Origin of the sequence: Natrialba sp. PRR66 (assembly GCF_034808065.1) — an archaeon.
Lineage (GTDB): Archaea > Halobacteriota > Halobacteria > Halobacteriales > Natrialbaceae > Natrialba > Natrialba aegyptia.
In genome coordinates this window covers 308796-330377 of sequence record NZ_JAXHGN010000006.1, presented here as the reverse complement: position 1 = coordinate 330377, position 21582 = coordinate 308796, and the positions used below count along the sequence as shown (strand labels likewise).

General features: G+C 59.0%; 18 protein-coding genes and 1 pseudogene. 13 read left to right on the top strand and 6 right to left on the bottom strand.

Going from position 1 to position 21582, the window contains the following annotated elements; all coding sequences use genetic code 11:
- The first annotated feature begins 233 nt into the window (after positions 1-233).
- The 4 genes from SM755_RS20630 (at position 234) to SM755_RS20615 (ending at position 4526) form a co-directional block, all read left to right on the top strand.
- Positions 234-1007, top strand: coding sequence for an IclR family transcriptional regulator (locus SM755_RS20630; RefSeq protein ID WP_323174317.1), 774 nt, complete (start codon positions 234-236; stop codon positions 1005-1007).
- Positions 1008-1336: 329 nt separating this feature from the next.
- Positions 1337-2035 (top strand): hypothetical protein, encoded by a 699-nt coding sequence (locus SM755_RS20625; RefSeq protein WP_323174316.1) that lies wholly within the window; start codon positions 1337-1339, stop codon positions 2033-2035.
- 126 nt (positions 2036-2161) lie between these two features.
- Positions 2162-2524 (top strand): hypothetical protein, encoded by a 363-nt coding sequence (locus SM755_RS20620; protein WP_006667815.1) that lies wholly within the window; start codon positions 2162-2164, stop codon positions 2522-2524.
- A gap of 85 nt (positions 2525-2609) precedes the next feature.
- Positions 2610-4526 carry a hypothetical protein gene (locus tag SM755_RS20615; RefSeq protein ID WP_323174315.1) on the top strand — a complete coding sequence of 639 codons (1917 nt, stop codon included), beginning with the start codon at positions 2610-2612 and terminating at the stop codon, positions 4524-4526.
- A 277-nt stretch (positions 4527-4803) separates the two neighbouring features.
- Here the strand turns inward: SM755_RS20615 and SM755_RS20610 are convergent, their stop codons facing one another.
- Positions 4804-6300: an MATE family efflux transporter gene (locus SM755_RS20610; RefSeq protein WP_323174314.1), complete on the bottom strand. Its 1497-nt coding sequence runs from the start codon at positions 6298-6300 to the stop codon at positions 4804-4806.
- Positions 6300-6896, bottom strand: a complete 597-nt coding sequence (locus tag SM755_RS20605) for a TetR/AcrR family transcriptional regulator (RefSeq protein WP_323174313.1) — start codon at positions 6894-6896, stop codon at positions 6300-6302. The genes SM755_RS20610 and SM755_RS20605 overlap by 1 nt, the downstream gene beginning before the upstream one ends.
- A gap of 233 nt (positions 6897-7129) precedes the next feature.
- On the opposite strand from SM755_RS20605, the gene SM755_RS20600 reads away from it, so the two are divergent.
- The 7 genes from SM755_RS20600 to SM755_RS20570 all read left to right on the top strand — a co-directional run bounded on the left by SM755_RS20600 (position 7130) and on the right by SM755_RS20570 (position 15676).
- On the top strand, positions 7130-9565 hold the full coding sequence (locus SM755_RS20600) for a heavy metal translocating P-type ATPase (RefSeq protein ID WP_323174312.1): 2436 nt from the start codon (positions 7130-7132) through the stop codon (positions 9563-9565).
- 111 nt (positions 9566-9676) lie between these two features.
- A complete protein-coding gene (locus tag SM755_RS20595) occupies positions 9677-10831 on the top strand; it encodes an MBL fold metallo-hydrolase (RefSeq protein WP_323174311.1) in 1155 nt (384 codons plus the stop codon).
- 456 nt (positions 10832-11287) lie between these two features.
- Positions 11288-12157, top strand: a complete 870-nt coding sequence (locus tag SM755_RS20590) for a universal stress protein (protein ID WP_323174354.1) — start codon at positions 11288-11290, stop codon at positions 12155-12157.
- Between the two features lie 345 nt (positions 12158-12502).
- Positions 12503-13516: a thiamine pyrophosphate-dependent dehydrogenase E1 component subunit alpha gene (locus SM755_RS20585; protein ID WP_323174310.1), complete on the top strand. Its 1014-nt coding sequence runs from the start codon at positions 12503-12505 to the stop codon at positions 13514-13516.
- The gene (locus tag SM755_RS20580; protein ID WP_323174309.1) at positions 13516-14550 is read left to right on the top strand and encodes a pyruvate dehydrogenase complex E1 component subunit beta; all 1035 of its coding nucleotides are present in this window, start codon (positions 13516-13518) and stop codon (positions 14548-14550) included. Before SM755_RS20585 ends, SM755_RS20580 begins: the two co-directional genes overlap by 1 nt.
- Positions 14547-14810, top strand: coding sequence for a lipoyl domain-containing protein (locus SM755_RS20575; protein WP_323174308.1), 264 nt, complete (start codon positions 14547-14549; stop codon positions 14808-14810). The genes SM755_RS20580 and SM755_RS20575 overlap by 4 nt, the downstream gene beginning before the upstream one ends.
- Before the next feature lie 35 nt (positions 14811-14845).
- Positions 14846-15676 (top strand): 2-oxo acid dehydrogenase subunit E2, encoded by an 831-nt coding sequence (locus tag SM755_RS20570; protein WP_323174307.1) that lies wholly within the window; start codon positions 14846-14848, stop codon positions 15674-15676.
- A gap of 80 nt (positions 15677-15756) precedes the next feature.
- Here SM755_RS20570 and SM755_RS20565 read toward each other — a convergent pair whose 3' ends face one another.
- Together SM755_RS20565 and SM755_RS20560 are read right to left on the bottom strand one after the other, a co-directional pair.
- Positions 15757-16218, bottom strand: a complete 462-nt coding sequence (locus SM755_RS20565) for a VTT domain-containing protein (protein WP_323174306.1) — start codon at positions 16216-16218, stop codon at positions 15757-15759.
- 282 nt (positions 16219-16500) lie between these two features.
- Positions 16501-16839 carry a hypothetical protein gene (locus SM755_RS20560; RefSeq protein WP_323174305.1) on the bottom strand — a complete coding sequence of 113 codons (339 nt, stop codon included), beginning with the start codon at positions 16837-16839 and terminating at the stop codon, positions 16501-16503.
- A 419-nt stretch (positions 16840-17258) separates the two neighbouring features.
- Between SM755_RS20560 and SM755_RS20555 the strand changes: the two genes are divergently transcribed.
- The gene (locus tag SM755_RS20555; protein ID WP_323174353.1) at positions 17259-18359 is read left to right on the top strand and encodes an MFS transporter; all 1101 of its coding nucleotides are present in this window, start codon (positions 17259-17261) and stop codon (positions 18357-18359) included.
- Positions 18360-18511: 152 nt separating this feature from the next.
- Positions 18512-19329 (top strand): annotated as a pseudogene (locus SM755_RS20550) (IS5 family transposase).
- A 69-nt stretch (positions 19330-19398) separates the two neighbouring features.
- Here the strand turns inward: SM755_RS20550 and SM755_RS20545 are convergent.
- Entirely contained in the window at positions 19399-20922 is a 1524-nt protein-coding gene (locus tag SM755_RS20545) for an aldehyde dehydrogenase family protein (RefSeq protein ID WP_323174304.1), read from the bottom strand.
- An 11-nt stretch (positions 20923-20933) separates the two neighbouring features.
- Positions 20934-21563 (bottom strand): helix-turn-helix domain-containing protein, encoded by a 630-nt coding sequence (locus tag SM755_RS20540; RefSeq protein WP_323174303.1) that lies wholly within the window; start codon positions 21561-21563, stop codon positions 20934-20936.
- Between the last annotated feature and the right edge of the window lie 19 nt (positions 21564-21582).

Genomic DNA, 21582 nt, shown 5'->3' with positions numbered 1-21582 from the left:
ATACGCCGTTTGTTCGGTGACAAACTTCGTTCGCGAGACGGGAATGACGACCGGTTTAGCGATACTGTATCGGACGACGGTGTGGATGCCGACCCGCCGACGGGCGGTCCGCTAACAGGGGCGGACGACCGCACCCGGCGAGTAGTCAGTGCCGGATCGATCGCTCCCGACGACCCGTTTCAGTTCCCTTCTGGGGAACAGACTTATAATGCTGAACTATGATACCATTTTGTATGGCAAGCACCCCCAATGAACGCACGGGTCGGCGCATTCAGTCGGTCGAAATCGCATTTACGATTCTCGACGCCATCCGTGCGAACGAGGCGACGAGCGTTACCGAACTGGCCGACGAGCTCGGTCACTCCAAAAGCACCATCCACAGCCACCTTCGAACCCTCGAAAGCCAGGAGATCATCGTGCGACAGGACGATGGCTACCGACTCAGTCTGCAACTCCTCGATATGGCAAACGACGTTCGAGAGCAGGTTGCAAACTACGAGGTCATCGTCGACGAAGTCGATAAACTGGCGTCCGAAACGGGCGAAATCGCTCACTTCGGGCTCGAAGAACACGGCAAAGTGGCCTACCTCTACAAGGCGATGGGGACGCAGGCCGTCGAAACGGTCTCGCGCCCCGGCGGCAAGCAGCCGATGCATTCGACATCCCTCGGCAAGGCCATCCTCGCTTTCCTCCCGGCCGACCGACGCCGAGAGATCCTCGACCACGTCTCGTTCGCCCCGAAAACGCCGAAAACGATCACCGACCCCGAGCGCCTCTCCAACGAACTCGCCGCGATCACCGACCAGGGGTACGCCATCGACGACGAGGAAAACATCGAGGGACTCCGATGTGTCGCCGCTCCGGTTAAAAACGAGAACACGGTCCTCGGTGCCGTCAGCGTCTCCGGACCAGTGAGTCGCAGCACGGACGAGGTCCTCCACGGTGAACTCGCCGAAAGCGTGCAACGAACCGCTAACGTGATCGAACTCAATACGAAATTCTCCTGACGACAGCCGCCGTTCGGCGTCTCTCCGGCCAGTTCCCATTGTTGTCGCTGCACTCACCTCCTCTCGGATACCTGTGCATTCGTTGAAAAAACACTTACCAGCTTCCGACTTGATTCCCTGGTTGGTGTGAGCTAATGACACACGACAGACGGACGTTTCTGTAGACGGTCGGTGCAGGGAGTCTCGGCCTCGCGACACTACCGCTGTTCAGCGACGCGGTTGCTGCAGCGACGCTCATCACGATCCGCGGCGGTGGCGCAGACATCTGGAATACGGAAGACGCGTTTCACTACTACCACGACGAGTTCAGCGGGGACATCGACGTTCGAGTGCGCAATACCGCGCTGGAACACACCGATCCGAACGCGAAGACCGGAATCATGATTCGGGAGTCGCTGGCTCCCGACGCGGCGAACGTGATGCTTCGCCGGACGCCGAACGGGGCGGTATCACTGCAGTGGCGTCCCGAGTCCGGAGCCGAGACGGTGAGTACGACCTCCGGCGGCGAGGACGAGAGCGAGGTCGACGGCGGCAGTCTCGAGGCCGAGTGGCTGCGATTGTGCAGGCGCGGCGATACCTTCGAAGCGTACGGGTCGTCCGACGGGGACGACTGGACGCTCCTCGCCGACATCGGTACGGAGCGGGTCGCGATACGCGACGAGGCGTCCGTCGTCGATCACAACCGCGACAACGCCGGCGCGCGACCGGCCGACTGCACCGCCACCGACGAGCGTATCCTCGCACAACTCGACGCCGGCGAGGGGACCTACATCGACAGCCAGTCGGAAGTCGGCGGCTATCCCGACCTTCCAGTCCGGACGTGTCCGCTCTCCGTTCCCCAGAGCGGGACGCGCCTGACTTCGGGCGAAAGCCCGTACCGTCGAATAGTCACTGCTCGACTCCGAAGAGCCGAAGAACTGAAGAACCGAAGAACCGACCACCGACCACCGACCACCGACCACCGACGGCAGACGCCCGCCGTCGCTGAACTCGGGACCCGCTTGCCGCTGTTCTGCCAGTTCGGCTGATCCGGTTCGCCGTCCCGCAATCGTGCGCAGTTCGTGGCCTCGAAACTTCCCCCCGCAACCTTGCGGGTCCGCGCCGGAGTGCACACCATTTATACGACCGTCGGCCGTGTCCCAACGTATCACACAATGACGGCCCAACCGCGATACGAACCCCGGATCGAGGACGAAACGCTCTACCTGGACCACGATGGAGACCGCCTGGAAGTCGGTCCGATGGAGTACATCGTCGATCGAATCGGCGAGACCTACACGCTCGAGTACACCGAAGAGCAAAGCGCCGCCGCGTGGCTCCAGACCGACAGCGACAACACGATCACGTTCGACGTTCGCGAGGTCGTCGGCGAGATGACCCACACCCAAGAGTTCGTCGCGAACCTCGAAAACTGTCCGCTCGACGAGACGACTCCGGACGGGGAGCCGAAACGACCGGCGTTGTTCGTCGATCTCATCACCGAGATCTGGGATTCGAAGGGGAACGTAGACGGGTAGCGCCGGACTCGAATTTCTGAACTCCCGCGACTCGCCTCTCTCCTCGACCCAAATATTAATCATCCCGAACGACGCCACACGAGGTATGTTCGAGCTAGCGGCGCAGCACTCGATCGGCCGGCCGCCCGAGTGGGCGCTTTTGCAACGGGAACTGTTCGAGACGATGGCGGACGCTGTTGACCGCTTCGTCGACGAGAACGGCGAACCGTACTGGCCACCCAGGGGCTACACCGGCGTCGATGGGTTCGACGACGTGATCGAGGGATTCTACAACTGGCCGCTCGTCTACGCGCTGGGCGGCGACGAGCGATTCCTCGAACACGCCCGGGATGTCTATGCGGGTGCGCTTCGACGTGGGAGGAACGCTGAAACGCCGTTCGGTCATCCGATGGTCGTCGACGAGTTCGAGCAGTGTCGCGACTGGTTTCACCTGGGCGAGGGGAATCTCTTTACGTACAACATGGGCCTTGCAGCGCCGACTGACGATGCTGTCGTCGACCGCGCGGAACGGTTCGCCCGATTGTACTTCGATACCGACGACGAGGCGGACGCGGGGAACTACGACGGCGACCGGCGGCTCGTCCGCGGGCCGATGAACGGCAGTATGGGGCCGGATCACTGCGATTTTTCCGCGTACGAACACCACCCCTACGGGGCCGAGTACCGCTGGGCGAGTCACGGCCTGCCGTGGCGTGATCTCGAGTTCGACGAGGCGGCCGAGCTGTGCGACCCCGACAACGAAGAGCGACTGTTCGAGGTGCTCGACGAGCGGTGTTCGAAGGGGGATATTCCGCTCAATCTCAACGTGACGAGCCTGATGACGAACGCTTACCTCCACACCGGCGAGGACCGGTATCGGGAGTGGGTCGTCGATTATCTCGCGGCGTGGCGCGAGCGAACGGCCGAAAACGGCGGCATCATTCCGGACAACGTCGGCCGGTCGGGCGAGATCGGGGAGTACACCGACGGCTCGTGGTACGGCGGCTATTACGGCTGGTCGTGGGGCGGGTGGCACTACGTCGGTATCGGGCCGACGGTCGCCGCGGAGAACGCCGTGTTGCTCACCGGGGATCGGGAGCATCTGGCGTTTCCGCGGTCGCAGCTCGACGTGCTGATCGAGAACGGACTCGAGGTCGACGAGGATTCGGTCCACTCGACGCTGTACGTTCCGCACAAGTACGGCGGTCCCGGCGATTATCACTACGACGCCTCGGGCGTCTTGACCGAGGACGACGGGGCGGTGCTGTGGCGCGACGGGTGGTACGAGTTCAAGCCGCATCGAGACGATCCGTACGTGTTCCATCTCTGGTATCTGTCCCTGTCGGAAGCGGATCGGGAGCGGGTCGATCGACTTCGCGACTGGGGGTCACGGGACTGGACGCAGGTCGACTACCGGCCGTCGAACAAGCACGGTGCGGGCCAGGAGTACGCCTGGTTGGCGTACCTCGACGGGGAGTTTCCGGACTATCCCCAGCGGCGGCTGGAAGCGAGCCACGCCCACGTCCAGGAGCGCCTCGCGCTCATGCGCGAGGAGGGCGGGGTCCCGGACGATGTCGATGAAGATTACCTCCGCGACCGGAATCCGATCGTTCACCGCGGACTGCTCCAGTTGACGATGGGTGCCCCACAGCCGGTCTATTACGGCGGACTGGTGATGGCGCAGCTTCGCCACTTCGACCCCGAACGGGAGCGGCCGGGACTGCCGCCCGGCGTCGCCGCGCTCGTCGAGGACGTGACCCAGGAAGGCGTGAGGCTGACCCTGGTCAACGTCGGCGGACGGGACCGCGACGTGATCGTCCAGGCCGGCGCGTACGGCGAACACGAGTTCACGGCGATAGAACTCGACGACGAACGGGTACGTCCTGAGTCGACGTGCATTCGGGTGTCGCTCCCGAGCGGAACGCGGCTCACGGTCGCGGCGTCACTCGATCGATTCGTCACCGAGCCGTCCTACGCGCTGCCGTGGTCCGGGTCGTGTCGGTCGCGAGTTCGGGATGAGTGACCGTCGGTACTGCGATCAGCACAGTGAACTCGCATCTGTGTCAGATGCTAGTTTCGTATTTGGTTTGGATTCCTGCATACCAACTCGCCGCTGTTGAACCCAGATTTGACCGATGAACCTCGGTTTGTATCATTCTATTCGAACGAGAATCGTGTTTCTTATGGAAATAGTATCCGGAAGAAGACGACAATTTGTATTCTTGGTTCGGATTTCGATCTGTATGCTCCGTCCCGTTACCTGTCTGACTTCGTCAAGAAAAGCAGTTTGGGTACTGGTACTAGTCGTCGGATGGCGTCTCGGAGCCGGGAACGTCAGCGCCGATATCGGATCCGGTGAGCGACGCCTCCCGCCAGGTGCCGCGCTTGAACCAGAGATACGCGATGGCACCGCCGATGACGTTCGAGATCGGGAACGCGATCCAGAGGCCGGTCGCGCCGATCGCTTCCGCGCCGAACCAGGCGACGGGCAATCGTACGAGTCCGAGCGTCACGACGGAGATCACTGCGGCAAACAGCGTCTTCCCGGCACCGCGGAAGCCGCCCGTGTAGGCTCGCATGACCCCGATAAAGCCGAACGTGAGCGCGGTATATCGGAGGAACGATGCGCTCTCTGCGGCGACCGTCGGGTCGTCCGTGAAGATGGACGAGATCGGCCGTGCAGCCAGGATGGTGATAATTCCAAGACCGGTTAGCACGGCGAGCATCGCACGAGCACCGAAGTGGTTCGTCTCGGCGGCCCGATCGGGTTTCTCCGCGCCGATGTTCTGTCCGGTTATCGTTTCGATCCCCTGGGAGACCGCAAGCGCCGGCAGGAAGATGACCGAGAAGATTCGCGTCCCGATCCCGTAGGCGGCGCTGATCTCCTCGGGGAACATCGCTAGGACGAACAACAGGAGGGTGATCGACAGCGAGCGGGCCGTTCCCTCGATCGACGCCGGCAGACCGATGTCGATGACCTTCCGCCCGAACGAGAGATCGGGAATCATCTGTCCGAGTCGGATTCGGACGCCGCGGTTCCCGCGGAACATGATCGCCAGTCCGACGACGAACGCGAGCGCCCGCGAGAACACCGTCGCGATCGCGGCACCCGCGACTCCCGTCCCAGTATAGCCCGTCAGTTCGAACAGCGACGCTTCGAGGCCCGTGGCCCCGAGGTACCCGAACAGGGGATTGTTCTGGAAGCCGAAGATCATCACCGGATCGAGCACGACGTTGAGGAAGACCGATCCGCCCATCACGTACATCGGGGTGATCGTGTCGCCGTAGCCGCGCATGAGCGCCATGAACACGGCGAAGCCGAACACCCCGACGAGGCCGACCGAGTAGACCCGCATGTAGTCTGCGACCAGCGACGAAATCTCGGGGCCCGTCCCGAGGATCACGAGGAAATCGTCGACGAAGATGAACCCGATCGCACCGAGTACGATGGACGCCACGGCAGCGTAGGCCATCGTCTGGGAGGCCGCGTACTCGGCTTTCTGATCGTTTCCGGCACCGATATGTTGGGCAACGAGGACGCTGCCGGCAACCGAGAGCCCGAGCGCGAGCGAGATCATCAGAAAGACCATCGGGAACGCGAACGTGATCGCCGACAGTGACGCCGTACTATGTCTCCCTAGCCAGAACGTGTCCGCGAGGTTGTACGTGACCTGGAACAGGTTCTGAATGACGATCGGCAAGGAGAGGTAAAACAGCGGCTTGCCGATCCCGCCCTCGGTGAGGTTGAACTCGTCGGGTCCCTTGAAGAACTTGCTGACGAACTGTCGGACTCCCATCAGCAAGACACCTCCAGGGGTTCGGGCGAGAGGTGTTGCTCAACGTACGCTCGCACCGTCTCGTGGAGTCGATCCATCGAGTAGTCGACGGCGACGCGGCGCGTGTGCGCGCCGCTGATCATCGTCGTCAGAAACTCCGCGGCGAGATCGGGGTCGACATGCTCGTTGAACTCCTCGCGCTCGATTCCCGCTTCGATGATCGAGTGCAATTCCTCGTACAGGAACTCGTCGAATTTGGTGAGTTGTTCCCGTATCCCGTCGTTGTACGGGCCTTGCGCTCGTATCTCCAACATCGCGGTCCGAAACTCCGTATCCGGACCGTCTTCTCCGTCTGCAAGCAAGACATCGAGCAGCGACAACAACCGCGCTTGCGGGGACGCTCCGGTGACCCCCGTTACCTTGTCGGTGTAGCGGCCGTACAGGAACTCCAGAAAGGCCGTAAAGAGATCCTCTTTCGTGTCGTAGTAGTAGTGAATCGACGCCTTACTCTTGTCCGTCTCATCGGCGATATCCTGCAGTGTAAGCTCTGCATAACCGTGTTTACATAGGGCACGATATGTCCCATCTAGTATTTCATTTGCTGTATCGTCATCCATGTCGGTTGGTATAGGACTTACTAACTGGTCAGTCAAAAGGGTTCGGAAACCGGTACCGCAATGTCGTGTAACCCCATGACGAGGGCACGTGGCTGTGTCTCAGGGGAAACGAGTTCGTCCCGTTTCCCGTCGTTCACTCGTCGTCCGCTCGCAGCGAACTCGATCGCGCTGTGGCCAGCGCAAGCCGGGAACTTTCACCTGCGAGCGCATAGCCGTACTGGTGAGGCTGTCGTATGGACGATCACAGCGATCAACCGGGTGACGGTAGCGCTACCGACTCCGATCCTCATTCGGACCCGGATCGTGCAGTTCGCGACGCTCGCGACGAGCGAGACACTCACGACCGGGCCGACGAACGCGCGGTACCTGCCGACGAGCGCGAGGAATCGAGCGTCGAACAATCGATACTCGAATCCGAGACCGATGACGCCAGTGAGGGCCACCGGACGATCGACGAGCAGTACGACGGGCGATCAGCCGGCGGCGACCGTGGCGGTCACGATGCTCGTGACGAACACGGTGACCACGGCAGTGATTCCGGCATGCACGAGGGCCACGAACAGCTGTTCCGGCGGCGCTTTTTCGTCTCGACGCTGCTCTCGATCCCGGTGTTGCTCTACAGCGAGACGCTACAGGCGTGGCTCGGCTTTTCCGTCCCCGCGTTCCCCGGCAGCCAGTGGCTCACCCCCGTCTTCGCGGTGATCGTCTTCGCCTACGGCGGGGTGCCGTTCCTTCGAATGGCCGTCCCTGAACTCGCGGACCGAACGCCGGGGATGATGACGCTCATCTCGATGGCGATCACCGTCGCGTTCGTCTACAGCCTCGCGAGCGTTGTCTTCCCGTCCGCATCGACGTTCTTCTGGGAACTCGTGACGCTCATCGATATCATGTTGCTCGGTCACTGGATCGAGATGCGCTCCATTCGAAGGGCCTCCAGTGCGCTCGACGAACTGGCGAAACTGCTGCCGGATACGGCGGAACGGCTCACCGACGACGGCGATACCGAGGAAGTCCCCGTGAGCGATCTATCTGCGGGCGACCTCGTTCTCGTGCGGCCCGGCGCGAGCGTCCCCGCCGATGGTGTGGTTGAGGAGGGCGACTCCGACGTGAACGAGTCGATGATCACCGGCGAATCGAAGCCGGTATCGAAGGAACCGGGTGACGAAGTAATTGGCGGCACGTTAAACGGCGACGGCAGCCTTCGCGTTCGAATCAGCGCGACGGGAGACGAGACGACGCTTGCAGGGATCATGCGCCTGGTCGAGGAGGCCCAGGAGAGCGAATCTCGAACGCAGCAACTCGCCGACCGCGCGGCGGGATGGCTGTTCTACGTCGCCCTCGCTGCGGCAATCGTCACTGCTATCGCGTGGACCGTCGCCGTCTCGTTCGACGCCGTCGTCATCGAACGAGTCGTAACCGTCCTGGTAATCGCCTGTCCGCACGCGCTCGGGCTCGCCATCCCCCTCGTCGTCGCGATCAACACGTCACTCGCCGCGCGAAACGGCATGCTGATTCGAGATCGGGTCGCCATGGAGCGAGCCCGCAACCTGGATACGATCGTCTTCGACAAGACGGGCACCCTCACGAGGGGCGAACAGGGTGTCGTCGATATCGAAACCGTCGAGGGCGTCACCGAAGACGATGCCCTCGCGCTCGCTGCTGCCGTCGAGAGCGATTCGGAACACATGATCGCTCAGGCGATCCGCGAGGCCGCCGACGAACGGGCTGTCGCGGCGGGGACGGCGACGAACTTCGAGGCGCTCAAAGGCCGCGGCGTGCGGGCAACCGTCGGCAGTGACACGGTCTCTGTCGGCGGTCCCAACCTTCTCTCTGCACTCGATGTCGAAGCGCCGTCCGAGTTAGCTGCGTTCGCGGAACGCGCCGGCGATAACGCACAGACCGTGGTCTATCTCGTGCGCGAGGGCACTCCCAGTCGTTTCTCGGACCGAGCAAACGCGACACAACAGGTGACCGGCGAGGATGCACGCAGCGAACCTGCGGCTCGAACGAGCGGCGATGCCGCGGGCACCGAAGCAACAGTGATCGCTGCGTTCGCACTCGCGGATGTCGTCCGCGAGGAGAGCTATCAGGTCGTCGACGCGCTTCACGAACTCGGTATCGAAGTCGCGATGCTCACTGGCGACAGCGAGGACGTCGCCACCGCGGTGGCCGACGACCTCGGTATCGACACGGTTTTCGCCGAAGTGCTGCCGGAGGACAAAGACGAGAACATAGCCGCGCTTCAAGAACGGGGTCGTTCTGTTGCGATGGTCGGCGACGGGGTCAACGACGCGCCCGCGCTGACGCGGGCTGACATCGGCATCGCTATCGGCTCCGGGACGGACGTGGCAGTCCAGTCAGCGGACATTATCCTCGTCCAGAACAATCCGATGGACGTCGTCCGCCTCGTCAAACTGAGCAAGGCGAGCTATCGAAAGATGCAGGAGAATCTCGTGTGGGCCGCTGGCTACAACGTCTTTGCGCTCCCGCTCGCGGCGGGTATCCTCGCCCCGATCGGCATCCTCCTCTCGCCTGCAGTCGGTGCGTTGCTCATGTCGCTCAGTACGGTCATCGTCGCGATCAACGCGCAGTTCCTTCGACGTACCGATCTGGACCGTCCGAGCCTTCCCGGCGTCTCCAGTTCCCGATCTCCGCAACCGGCGGATTGATCCGCGTCTCTCCCGCCGCCGTCGTTGCTATCCCGCACCAAGTAGTATTGTGCAATATTTGGAATTCTATACAAACCCTTATCTGTGTGCTGTCTGTAGTGTGGGACGACGATGACAGCTACTGGTGTCACCGACGCGATCGAATCGATCACGCCGACAGAACTGCACTCGCGGATCGACAGCGACGAGGACGTCTTCCTCCTCGATGTCCGCTCGGCAGCGGATTTCGACGCGTGGCACATCGACGGCCCCACCGTCGAAGTCGTCCACTACCCCTACTTCCAACTCCTGGAGGGCATTCCGGACACGCTCCACGCGAAACTCCCTGATGACCGGCCCATCACGGTCGTCTGTGCGAAAGGCGACTCCAGCGAACTCGTCGCCGCCCTCCTCGAAGAAGCGGGCTATGATAGTATCCACCTCGAACACGGGATGCGAGGCTGGGCGCGCGTCTACGAGTTCACGACGCTCGACACCGACAGTGATGCAACGATAGCACAGTACCGACGCCCCTCGAGCGGCTGTCTGGCGTATCTCGTTGTTTCGGACGGCGAAGCCGCGGTTATCGATCCGCTACGGGCGTTTACCGACGAGTACCGTCGGGCTGTTCGGGCGTTCGATGCCGAACTGACGTACGCGCTCGATACCCACATCCACGCGGATCACGTCTCCGGCGTTCGTGAACTCGCCGATCGGACTGGGGTGACGGCAGTCGTACCCGAGGCTGCTGCGGCCCGCGGTGTCGATTACGATATGGCCTTCGATACCGTCGCAAACGGCGACACGCTCTCGGTTGGCACCGTCGATATCGACGTCATTCACGCGCCCGGGCACACGGCGGGAATGACCGCATACGAGGTCGAGAATGTGCTGTTCACCGGCGACGGACTCTTCACGGATAGCGTTGCCCGCCCCGACCTCGAAGACCCTGCGGCGGCCAGAAACGCAGCGCAGACCCTGTACGAGTCGCTGACCCAAACGGTATTGACGCAGCCGGCCGAAACGATCGTCGCCCCAGCACACGGTAGCGATTCCGCGACGCCGACCGACGATGGGGCAATCACCGCGACACTCGGCGACCTGACGGAAACGGTGGCCGCACTGTCGATGGACGAAACCGAGTTCATCGAGTTCGTCGCCGCGGATCTGCCGCCGCGACCGGCCAACTACGAGACGATTATCGCCGCCAACCTCGGCGCGGAGACGCTCGATGATGCGGCGGCGTTTGAACTCGAACTCGGCCCGAACAACTGCGCGGCCAACTAGGCGGGTATCGAAGTTGTCCCGCGGTGTTGATTACAGCCACTTCGACGGTGCATTGGCCGATAAATTGGTGTGCGTATTTACCGAATCAAAATATTTGTATCAGAAGACATCTTTGAATTGATGTATGGAGAGAACAGATTGGTTCCTCGCGCTCATCACTTTTTATTGGCTGTAATCACCCTTGAAACCGTCTCAGATGCTACAAATGCGATCTTTATAGATATTGGTAGTACAGTCTCACTATTGGTAATCTTCCTCTTGCCACTCTATCTTCTTGTCCAACTCGTTATAATCTATCATGACGAGCCGGACTGGTCGGGCCAATAATTGAGATTTCTGTACTTATCGAATCAAAGTGCCCCATACTATATGAGAGACGTTATGCGACCAACTCAACTAGTCGCCGATTTTGGTGCAAGGTTTGTAGCGATGGCGGTCGTATCCCTTCTCGTGAGCATGTACGAGGATATCCTCCTTCCGTTCGATGGAAGCGACGGGGCTGCAGAGGCGATCCATCACGCCGCCGAGGTCGCACACTGGGCCGATGCGACGCTCCACGTGTTGTTCGTTGCCGACACGACCAGGGATAGCGTCACCGTCGTCGACGGCCAGGTCGTCGACGCACTCGTTCGGAAAGGTGACGAGATCGTCGATGAAGCGGCGAAGACCCTGGATAGTCTCGGCGTTCCGTACGACACCGATGTCGTCCAGGGAAATCCAGCGCAGACGATCGTTGAGTACGCCGACCGCTACGAGCACGACCTGATCGTCCTGCCAACCCACGGCCGCGACGGGATTTCGAGATACCTGGCCGGGAGCGTCTCCGAGAAAGTCGTTCGTCTCGCTTCGCTTCCGGTGCTTACAGTACGGATGCAACCCGACGAGCAGTTGACGTTTCCCTACGAGAACATCCTCATTCCAACGGACGGGAGCGCCGCCGCAGCGCACGCCGCCAACTACGGGCTCTCGCTCGCGGAGTCACTCGATGCAACCGTCCACGTCCTGTCCGTCGTCGATGAGACGCTCCTTGAACTGGGCCTCGGATCGACAGTCTCCGGGCTGGATAGCGACCAGGCTGCAACCGATGCAATCGACGATATCGTCTCGGAAGCGAAGGCGCACGACATTCCAGACGTCGTCACACACGTCGAACGCGGCGCGCCGACCGAGGCGATTCTCGATTCCATCGAGTCGACCGCGATCCACGCCGTCGTCATGGGAACGACGGGACAGCGCGGCACTGAACGAATACTGCTCGGAAGCATTGCCGAAAAGACGGTCCGTTCTGCTCCAGTGCCAGTTATGACTGTCGCACAACCGGACTGACTGCCTTCCACTCGTTATCGCTGAATCTCCGCGTGTCACATAGGAGCGTCGAACTCCACGGCGAATGCCTCCGTTTTGAACTCGTTCCGATCCTCGTCTCTACTGGCGGAGCAGGCCGAATGCCTCGAGGCCGTTCGGAAGAGCGAAACTCTTCCGTGATGACGAGCGAGTTTTGCTCTCTCGAATCACTTGACCCCGAGCGGTTCACCACAGCCGTTGAAGGGACGTTCAGGCGGTAGGAAGCAGTCTGAACTCTCCGTTTGAACGACTACTTGGCATAGCTATTTGGCGAATCACGTCCTCAGTTGTAGGGGAACCATGTTGTCTGTTACCGAATTACAAGATATGTACGAAACGATGGTGATGGCGCGTCACTACGAAGAACGGCTGCAGGAGGAGTATCTCGAGGGAAAACAGCCCGCCTTCGATATCTCCGCTGGTCCGATTCCGGGCGAACTGCACCTGGCGGCCGGTCACGAGGCATCCGGCGTTGGCGTCTGTCACCATTTGCGAGCCGAGGATACGGTTACAGCGCCCCATCGGCCGCACCACATCGCGATTGCAAAGGGCGTCGATTTGAAAGCCATGACCGCCGAAATATTCGGACGAGAGACCGGTCTCAGCGGCGGCAAAGGCGGCCACATGCACCTTTTCGATCCCGACGTCAACTTCGCGTGTAGCGGGATCATCGCCGAGGGCTGCCCGCCGGCGGTCGGTGCCGGATTGGCCGCGAAAAAACGGAACACCGACAGCGTCGCAGTCGCGTTCCTCGGCGAAGGTGCGATCGACCAGGGCGCGTTTCTGGAATCGCTCAACCTGGCGAGCGTCCAGAACCTGCCCGTCGTGTTCGTCATCGAGGACAACGACTGGGCGATCAGTATGCCGAAAGAACGCGTCACCGACGTCACGAACGGGGCACAACGGGCGGCCGGATTCGACCTTCCAGGCACTCGCGTCGACGCCGACGACGTGATCGCAATCTCTGACGCCGCTACTGACGCCATCGGACGCGCTCGCGACGGGAATGGCCCGTCGCTACTCGAGGTCCAGGTCCATCGGCGCATGGGTCACTTCATGGGCGACGCAGAAGGGTACCGCCCGGATGCGGACAAGGATGCGGCTACCCGGCGAGACTCGATCGAACGTCTCGAAACGAAACTGCGAGCCAGCGATATCGATGACGAGACGCTCGATGAACTGCGCTCTCGCGCCCGCGAGCGCGTCGACGACGCCATCGAGTGGGCGAAAGAACAGCCCGAACCCGAGCCATCGGCGGCCTACGAGGACGTGTTCTCGTCGCCACCGTCCGAGGACCCGGAACGCGCTCCGTCCGTCGCGGACACGGGAGGTGAGGACTGATGGCCCAGCAAGAGGAGCACCGACAGACGGATCGCTCGCTGACGATGAGCCGGGCGATGGTCGAAGCGATCGCCCACGAAATGCGCGAGGACGATGCCGTCTTTTACATGGGCGAGGACGTCGCGGACTACGGCGGCATCTTCGATAGCACCGAGGGACTCCTCGACGAGTTCGGCCATGACCGCATCATGGACGTGCCTATCAGTGAGACGGCGTACATCGGGGCTGCAGTCGGTGCCGCACAGGAGGGGATGCGGCCGATTGCCGAACTCATGTTCGTCGATTTCTTCGGCGTCGGCATGGACCAGATCTACAACCAGATGGCGAAGAACACCTACATGAGCGGGGGAGCTGTTTCCGTTCCGATGGTTCTTACGGCCGCCGTCGGTGGGACGTACAACGACGCTGCACAGCACTCCCAGACGCTCTACGGAACGTTCGCTCATCTGCCGGGAATGAAGGTTGTGGTCCCGTCGACGGCCTACGATGCCAAGGGATTGTTGCACACCGCGATCCGCGACGATGATCCGGTCGTCTACCTGTTTCACAAGCGGTTGATGGGAATCGGGTGGCTTCCCGCACCGGACGGTCCGAAAACGGGCGTCCCCGAGGAGGCGTACACGATTCCGTTCGGCCACGCCGACATCAAACGTGAGGGTGCTGATGTGACCGTCGTCACACTCGGATTGCACGTCCACCGCGCGCTTGCGGCCGCTGACTCTCTCGCTGATGACGGAATCGACGTCGAGGTCATCGATCTTCGGACGCTGGTTCCACTCGACACCGAGACGATCCGCGACTCGGTAGCGAAGACCGGCCGACTCGTCGTCGTCGACGAAGATTACCGTTCGTACGGTCTCACCGGCGAAATCATCGCAGGGGTGGCTGAAGCTGAACTCGCCGCTCTCGACGCCGTCGAACGGGTTGCACTTCCGGATGTCCCGATACCCTACGCGCGCCCGATGGAGGACGAAGTCGTTCCGGACACCGACGATATCACGGCGGCGATTCGACGCGTTCGATCGGACGAATGAGTTCGAACGCTCCCCGCGTCGCCGTCGAGACGGCCGATATCTGGCCCGCGGATACCGACGAGAACGAGGGCGTCGTCGTCAACTGGTTCACGAGCGAGGGAACCCGCGTCGACGAGGGCGACCCCCTCTGTGAATTCCAGGTCGAAAAGGTGAGCGTCGACGTGCCGGCACCGGCGTCCGGTACTCTCGATGAAATCGCCCTCGACGAAGACGACGAGTTCGAAAAGGGCGAGACGATCGCCTGGATTCGTCGTGAGTAGTTCCGTCGCTCGTCTAGAGCCCGTTTCCAGAAAGTATGACTGACACTGATCCAGACACCGACACCGATACCGGCCCAGATTCCGATTCAGACGCAGATCCGGGCCCGCATTCGAACCCACATTCGGACCGAACCGACAACGCACCGGCGACGAACGCCGGGGAATCCCATCTCGGCCGGACCGTCTCCGGGGAGCGGCCACTGTCTCGAATGCGACAGACGATTGCGGACCATCTCCAGGAGAGTTCGCAGAACGCGGTTCACGTGACTGTAAGCCGAGAGATAGACGCCGAACCGCTACTGCAGGCGACCGAGAGTGCAGCGGCGACCCTCGATGCGGACATCTCCGTGTTCGACCTTGTACTCCGCGCAGTTTCTGCGACCCTTGGCGAACACCCGGCCGTTAACGCGACGTTCGAAGACGAGACGCACGTCCTGTACGAGGAGCACAATATCGGTATCGCCGTCGATATCGAGGCCGGGTTAGTGACCCCCGTCCTCCGCCATCTCGATTCGAAATCCCTCGCTGAACTCGCAACGGAACGGCGACGACTGACCGAACGAGTTCAGGAAGGCGAGTACTCGATGCGTGACCTTCGCGGTGGCACGTTCACCGTCTCGAATCTCGGCGTCTTTGGCGTTGACTCGTTCACACCGATCAGTAACCCGTCGGAGATTGCGATTCTCGGCGTCGACCGGATCCACGAGCGCGCACAGCGCGGGTCTGACGGCGTCGTGTTCCGCAATCGGTTGCCCGTCGACCCGAGCTTCGACCACCGGCTCGTCGACGGCGCAGACGCAGCTCGATTTCTCGAGACGTTTGCGGAGCACGTGGAAAACTCGGATCGATTCGCGCCTGCGGGCTGATCGTCGGGTGCCCGTGTTCTTTCGAACGATGTTTGGGACGACCCACGATGCTTGGGACGGCCCGAGGTGAGGGGAGCACCTTAAAATACCGTAATGAGCCACCCAACGAAGCCAGCCGTGACGAGCAGCCGTCCGAGGCTTCCCAGAAACGTCGCGATAGCGAACCGCACGTAGTTCGTTTCGAGCGCGGCGAACGCGTATATCGATATCGTATCGGGAAAGAAAGGCACGGACAGCGCAATCGCGAGCCCGGCGTACCCGTACTGCTGTGCGAGCTGTACTGAGCGTTTCTCTGACCACTCTAGTATATTCCATCTGGATCGGCGTAACCACCGAATAAGCGGCCCGGCTTGTTTGGCTTCCTGTCCGATATGGAACGCGAAAACGCTTCCCGCAGCCTTTCCGGTCGCACTTACGATCATAATACTCCCGAGCTGTCCCCACGCGGGGAGACCGAGATCAAGTGGGACGCCGAGAACGACCTCGCTGGGGCCTGGGAGGGCAAATGCGATGAGAAACGAGTAGATGAAGATGATCCCCATTCCTGGCCAGCCTGTCACCGATTCAACGAACGCCTCGATACCACCACCGCTAAGAAAGAGGACCAATGGGGCGGATACTGCCATTGCGAAATTCTTCAGTAGCAATCACTATGATCATTTTCATCTAGCGAGTATCCGCATATCGTCTCGCCTTTTTCGACTTAACACAGTCTCTCCTCTACAAAAACGAGGCTGCTACCAGCTCTCTCGGGCTTCTACGGGGTTGATCCGGGCCAGTTTCCAGACAAGCGGTGGCTCAACAAGCAAGCGCAGACAGTAGCGTCAGAAATCCTGTCGTTCGACCTCTATTGACCGAGGCTGGTTCGAGAACGGTAGCCGCGTCCAGACGGCACGTCCGATGATCGCGCCGATCGAGCTGATAATCAACAGCGAACAGAAGTACCACGGCTTGGCCTGAACCACTGTAAGCCCTCTCGTCGAAGCGGGAACGATACCCAGCGCCAGCAAATAGAACAGGGTAAGGAGACAAAGCGAAGACCGGCGATACCCGTTCCAATAGAGAACGCCGACGAGGGCACCCGCGAGTAATCCGAGTTGACCCGAATGAAGTTCGGGAATAGTACTGAAAATTGACGAGAGGACCGTTTCAACGGTTGCCATGAGTACGTTGCTCTAGTCGGGACCCGTTCTATGCGTTGACCTGCAATTCGACAGGCCATATAACGATTTACGTTGGGACGATATCAGCAGCCGGCTGAAGCGCAGGAAACCGCGTTCAGCGGCTCATCGACAGCACCCGGCTCTCGCTCTCTGCGCGAGCGCTCGCCAGAGCTGAACTCGTGCCCACAGCGGGTACCGGTCGTTGTTCCCCGATAACCGTGGAGTTAGTTCGTTGAGAAGAGGAAAGATGGGCGGCGGAAACCAGCTACTATGGCCTCATGGGCGAGACTTCGCGTATACGCTCTTCAATGAATGTTCGGACTATCTTTAAACGAGAAGTGACGGCATTGTGGGATAACGGAAAAGGAATCTCGCTTGCCGGAGTTGCTGCCGGCTGGGGGCTCTTAAACGGGACGCGGATGGTCTACCCTATCATTATTCCTGATCTCGAGACCGCATACGGGCTGAGCCTCGCGGTTTCGGGCCTGTTGGTGAGTGTTCTGTGGTTCTTTGCGGCGATCGGCCAGTTACCCGGGGGAATGCTCGCCGATAGATACAACGAGCGCGCACTCATGGCGACGAGTACGGTTATCGTCGCAGCGGCGCTCGGTCTTGTGATTACGTCCTCCTCAGCGGTGGTACTGTTTCTCGCCACTGCAATCTGGGGACTCGGTCACTCGCTGTACCCGATCGCCAGGATCACGTTTCTCTCGAACTTGTACTCCGGGCGGCTCGGAAGCGCCCTCGGTGTGACGATGGCGACCGGTGATATTGGACAAACGGTACTTCCACCGATTGCAAGCACGCTCGCTGCAGCGGTTGCCTGGCAGGCCGGGCTCGGGTTTGTGACACCGTTTCTTGTCCTCGCTGGAATTGTCATCGCTACAACGTCTACTCCACAGTCGACACGAGTTCAGTCCTCTTCCTCACAATCGATTAGTGACACACTTGGTGTGTTCGCAGAGCTTCGAACACCGTCGATTGGGCTGATGACCGCAATTTTGTTTCTCTATATGTTCATCTGGCAGTCGTTTACTGCCTTCTATCCGACATATCTCATGCAGGTCAAGGAACTCCCTCAGTCAACCGCAAGCGTCCTCTTTGGATTCTTTTTCGCCGTCGGTGTGTTCGTCAAGCCAGCAGCAGGCGCAGCGTACGATCGCATCGGAATGCGAAAATCGCTCGTCGGCATCCTGTTGCCGGCAGTTGCGGGGTTCTTCCTCCTTCCGCTCCTCGATACCGTCTGGTTCCTCGTCGGAATCACCGCGCTCATCAGCACGATGCTCGGGACCGGCGCGGTGACCCAATCGTTTCTCGCAGATTCGTTCTCCGACGAGCTGCAGGGGTCGGGACTCGGCGTCGTTCGAACGGTATCAGCGTCGCTCGCTGCTGGCGGTCCAGTCATCTTCGGCGTCATCGCTGAACACGGATACTTCGACCAGGGGTACATCGCCTTAGCCGTGATCATGGCGGTCGTCATCGGTCTGACGGTTTGGATGCCAGACGTAGCCCACTCATAGGCTCTGGTGAATCACTGGACGTCGGTGACTACCGTGAGAAATCACGTTGCTGTGGGTGTCCGTCTGGAACGATTGGGCTGTGTTGCATCACTAGACGGCGTCGGGGAAGGTCAGTAAATCAAAGGAGTTGAAGCGGGGAGACTTCGGTGTCCATGACGAAAATCTCCCGCTTCATCGAGCGTTGTGTCTCGATTGCTCAAAGTGTTACGGGTGAACGAGGCGAATCGCCGCCCCAAGCGGTGGTGGCGGATTCGCCGACTATGCCCTTGTTTCGCTGCATTGTCTCCGGATTTACCTCGATACATCCTATCGAATGACGATCGATCTGCTGAAGGAAATGCCGCAAATAACAGGGGAGATCGGGCGCATCAAGGCCGATCTCCCCGCACCATCCACGCTGTGTAAGGCGTTTGATCGGATCGAAATGAGTGTCTGTCGAGTGCTGCTGCGCCAGTCGGCGCAACTGCACGATCTCTCTGAGCACGCTGCGATCGATGCAACGTTCTATGAACGAGATCGTGCTAGCCGCCATTACTGCCACCGAACGAATTATCGGGCTCAGACGCTCAAAGTGACAAAACTCGTCGATACAGCAACGCAAGCTGTGTTCGACCTTCACTGCTCGACGACGTTAGACGGCAGTGACGCCGATCTCTGTGAGCAGATCGCCCGCCGGAACGCGGGCGATCTGCGGTCTCTGGCCGCTGATAAGGGCTATGACAAGCAACAACTCCGTGAACTCGACATTCGCCCGCTGATCAAACACCGGATCTTCGCCCCATATGATCACGCACACAACGCCCCCATTGACGAAGATCGATACGCTCAGCGGTCACTGACCGAAACCGTCAACTCCGCCGTCAAGCGCTCGCTCGGCTATGCCGTGCGAGCGCGAACCTGGTATCGAGAGTTCCGTGAAATTGCCCTGATGTGTGTCGTCTACAACATCAACCGTGCCATCAAACAGTGAAATCCACCGCCTTACAGCGATTCAACAGAGCCCAACGAAGTGAAAAGATGAGACTGATACCGAAAGTTTTCACTCGAACCCGACATTAATGCTCTTGGTTTGGGTATACTCTTCTAAGGTTTCAAACGCAGTCTCACGACCTGTTCCAGATTGTTTGTATCCACCAAATGGCTGACCAGCTTGGAATTCATTGTAGGTGTTGATCCAGATATTACCCGCTTCGATATCGCGTGCTGTCTTATACGCAGAATCCAAATTGTCTGTGATGATTCCTGCTGCCAGACCGAACCGCGTGTCATTCGCCAGTTCGATCATCGTGTCATATGAAGACCACCGAAACACTGCTTCGACGGGACCGAATATTTCTTCTTGTGCAACCCTACTTTTGTGGTCGAGATCTGAAATCACGGTTGGTGCGACGAAATTTCCATCAGTGAGCGCTTCATCATCAGGAGGACCTCCACCGGTTAGAATATCTGCATCCGTCTCCTCTGCCCATCCAATATATCGCATCGTTCTATCTAACTCGGCCTGTGATACTTTTGGACCGAGTTCGGTTTCTTCTAGGAGCGGATCACCAATTATGAGGCTCCCTACTTCCTCCATATATTCAGAAATGAATCGGTCGTAAATGTCTTCATGGATTAGCAATCGAGTCCCAGCACAGCAGCATTCTCCTGCGTTAAAAGATAATGCTTTAGTCGTGACTGCTACTGCTTTTTCTATATCAGCATCTGGAAATACGATTACGGGGCTTTTTCCACCGAGCTCCAACGTAAGATCAGTGATCGTGTTCGCAGTGTTCTTCATTACTCCATGGCCGACTTCAGTTGATCCTGTAAATGCAATTTTCCGTACATTGTCATGGCTTACAAGAGGAGCACCTGCTTCGGCACCATATCCAGTAATAATATTGACGACACCAGGTGGTAAAACATCTCTTGTTTCGCGGATAAATTTAATTATCGATAGAGGAGTCTGTTCAGCTGGCTTTAACACAATTGTGTTCCCGGCGGCAAGAGCCGGTGCCAATTTCCATGAAGCCATAAGCAATGGAAAATTCCAGGGGGTGATTTGTCCAACAACCCCATAGGGCTCCTTAATTGTCTGGATATGATTACTGTTATTTGTGGGAACAGTTTTTCCTTCCAAGAAACGCGCAGCACCAGCGAAGTATCGAAAGTGATCGATTACTAGATCGATATCGTTACGTGATTCAGTAATTGGTTTTCCGTTATCAAGCGATTCAAGTTTTGCAAATTCTTCTTTTCGAGTCTCGATACGATCTGCGATTTCGGTTAGTATTTGCTGCCGGTCTGCTGTTGAATATGCACTCCAACAATCATCATATGCTTCCCAGGCAGCATCAACCGCACGATCGATGTCAGCTTCGTTCCCGGCTTGCACTTCAGCGAGGACTTCTCTCGTCGTTGGATCGCGTGTTTGGAGTGTCTGTCCAGAGGTACTGTCAACCCAGTTGCCTCCTATGTAGAGTTGAGCAGTATAGTACGGGAGGAGCTTATTCGCGACTTCTCTGTGTCGTTGTTTAATGATTTGCTTTCGATTCGAAGATGTATTAGAATGTGTTGACATTGCTCGAAGTGCTAGTCATGTTCCCCACCATCTGTGGCGACTACCCGCTCTGTCTCATCGTCGATATCTTCTTCACGGTCCTCTGTTTCCCCGTCGTTATTTTTTACGAACTTTTTTCCTTCGTCTGTTTCGTGGAGAATTTGCTCAAGCACTTCCGTATCGTTGCGGAATTTGTGTATTTCTGGTAGAGCACTAGAATCAAACTGAGCGATTAAATCTCCATGCTTCTTGAAAAATTTGTGTTTCCAACTTTCGCTTTTCTCGTCCTTTCGGAAGCGAGCGATAAATTGCCAGTGATGATAATCATCTGCGTTGAAGAACATTAAGACGTGGGGATCATTCATCAAATCGTCATAGCACTCTTCCCATCGATCCTCAAAGTTAGGATAATGAAATGCGATTTGGAAAAGATGATACTCAAAAAAGCTCTCATTTAATAGCGAAACTTGCCGAAACACATCCTTATCACTCAGGTTACGAAGGATATCGTTTACACGATTATGCGACAGCGAGATCCCATACTCATCCTCCAATCGTTCCCTTAGCACTCGCACCGAAGCAGTTGGATGCTCGATACGGGCCTTCAGAATAGCGATATCTCGAGCAGAGATATTATCGATCTCATCGGTGGCAGAAGGCATGGTCTTATTGAGTCTATGG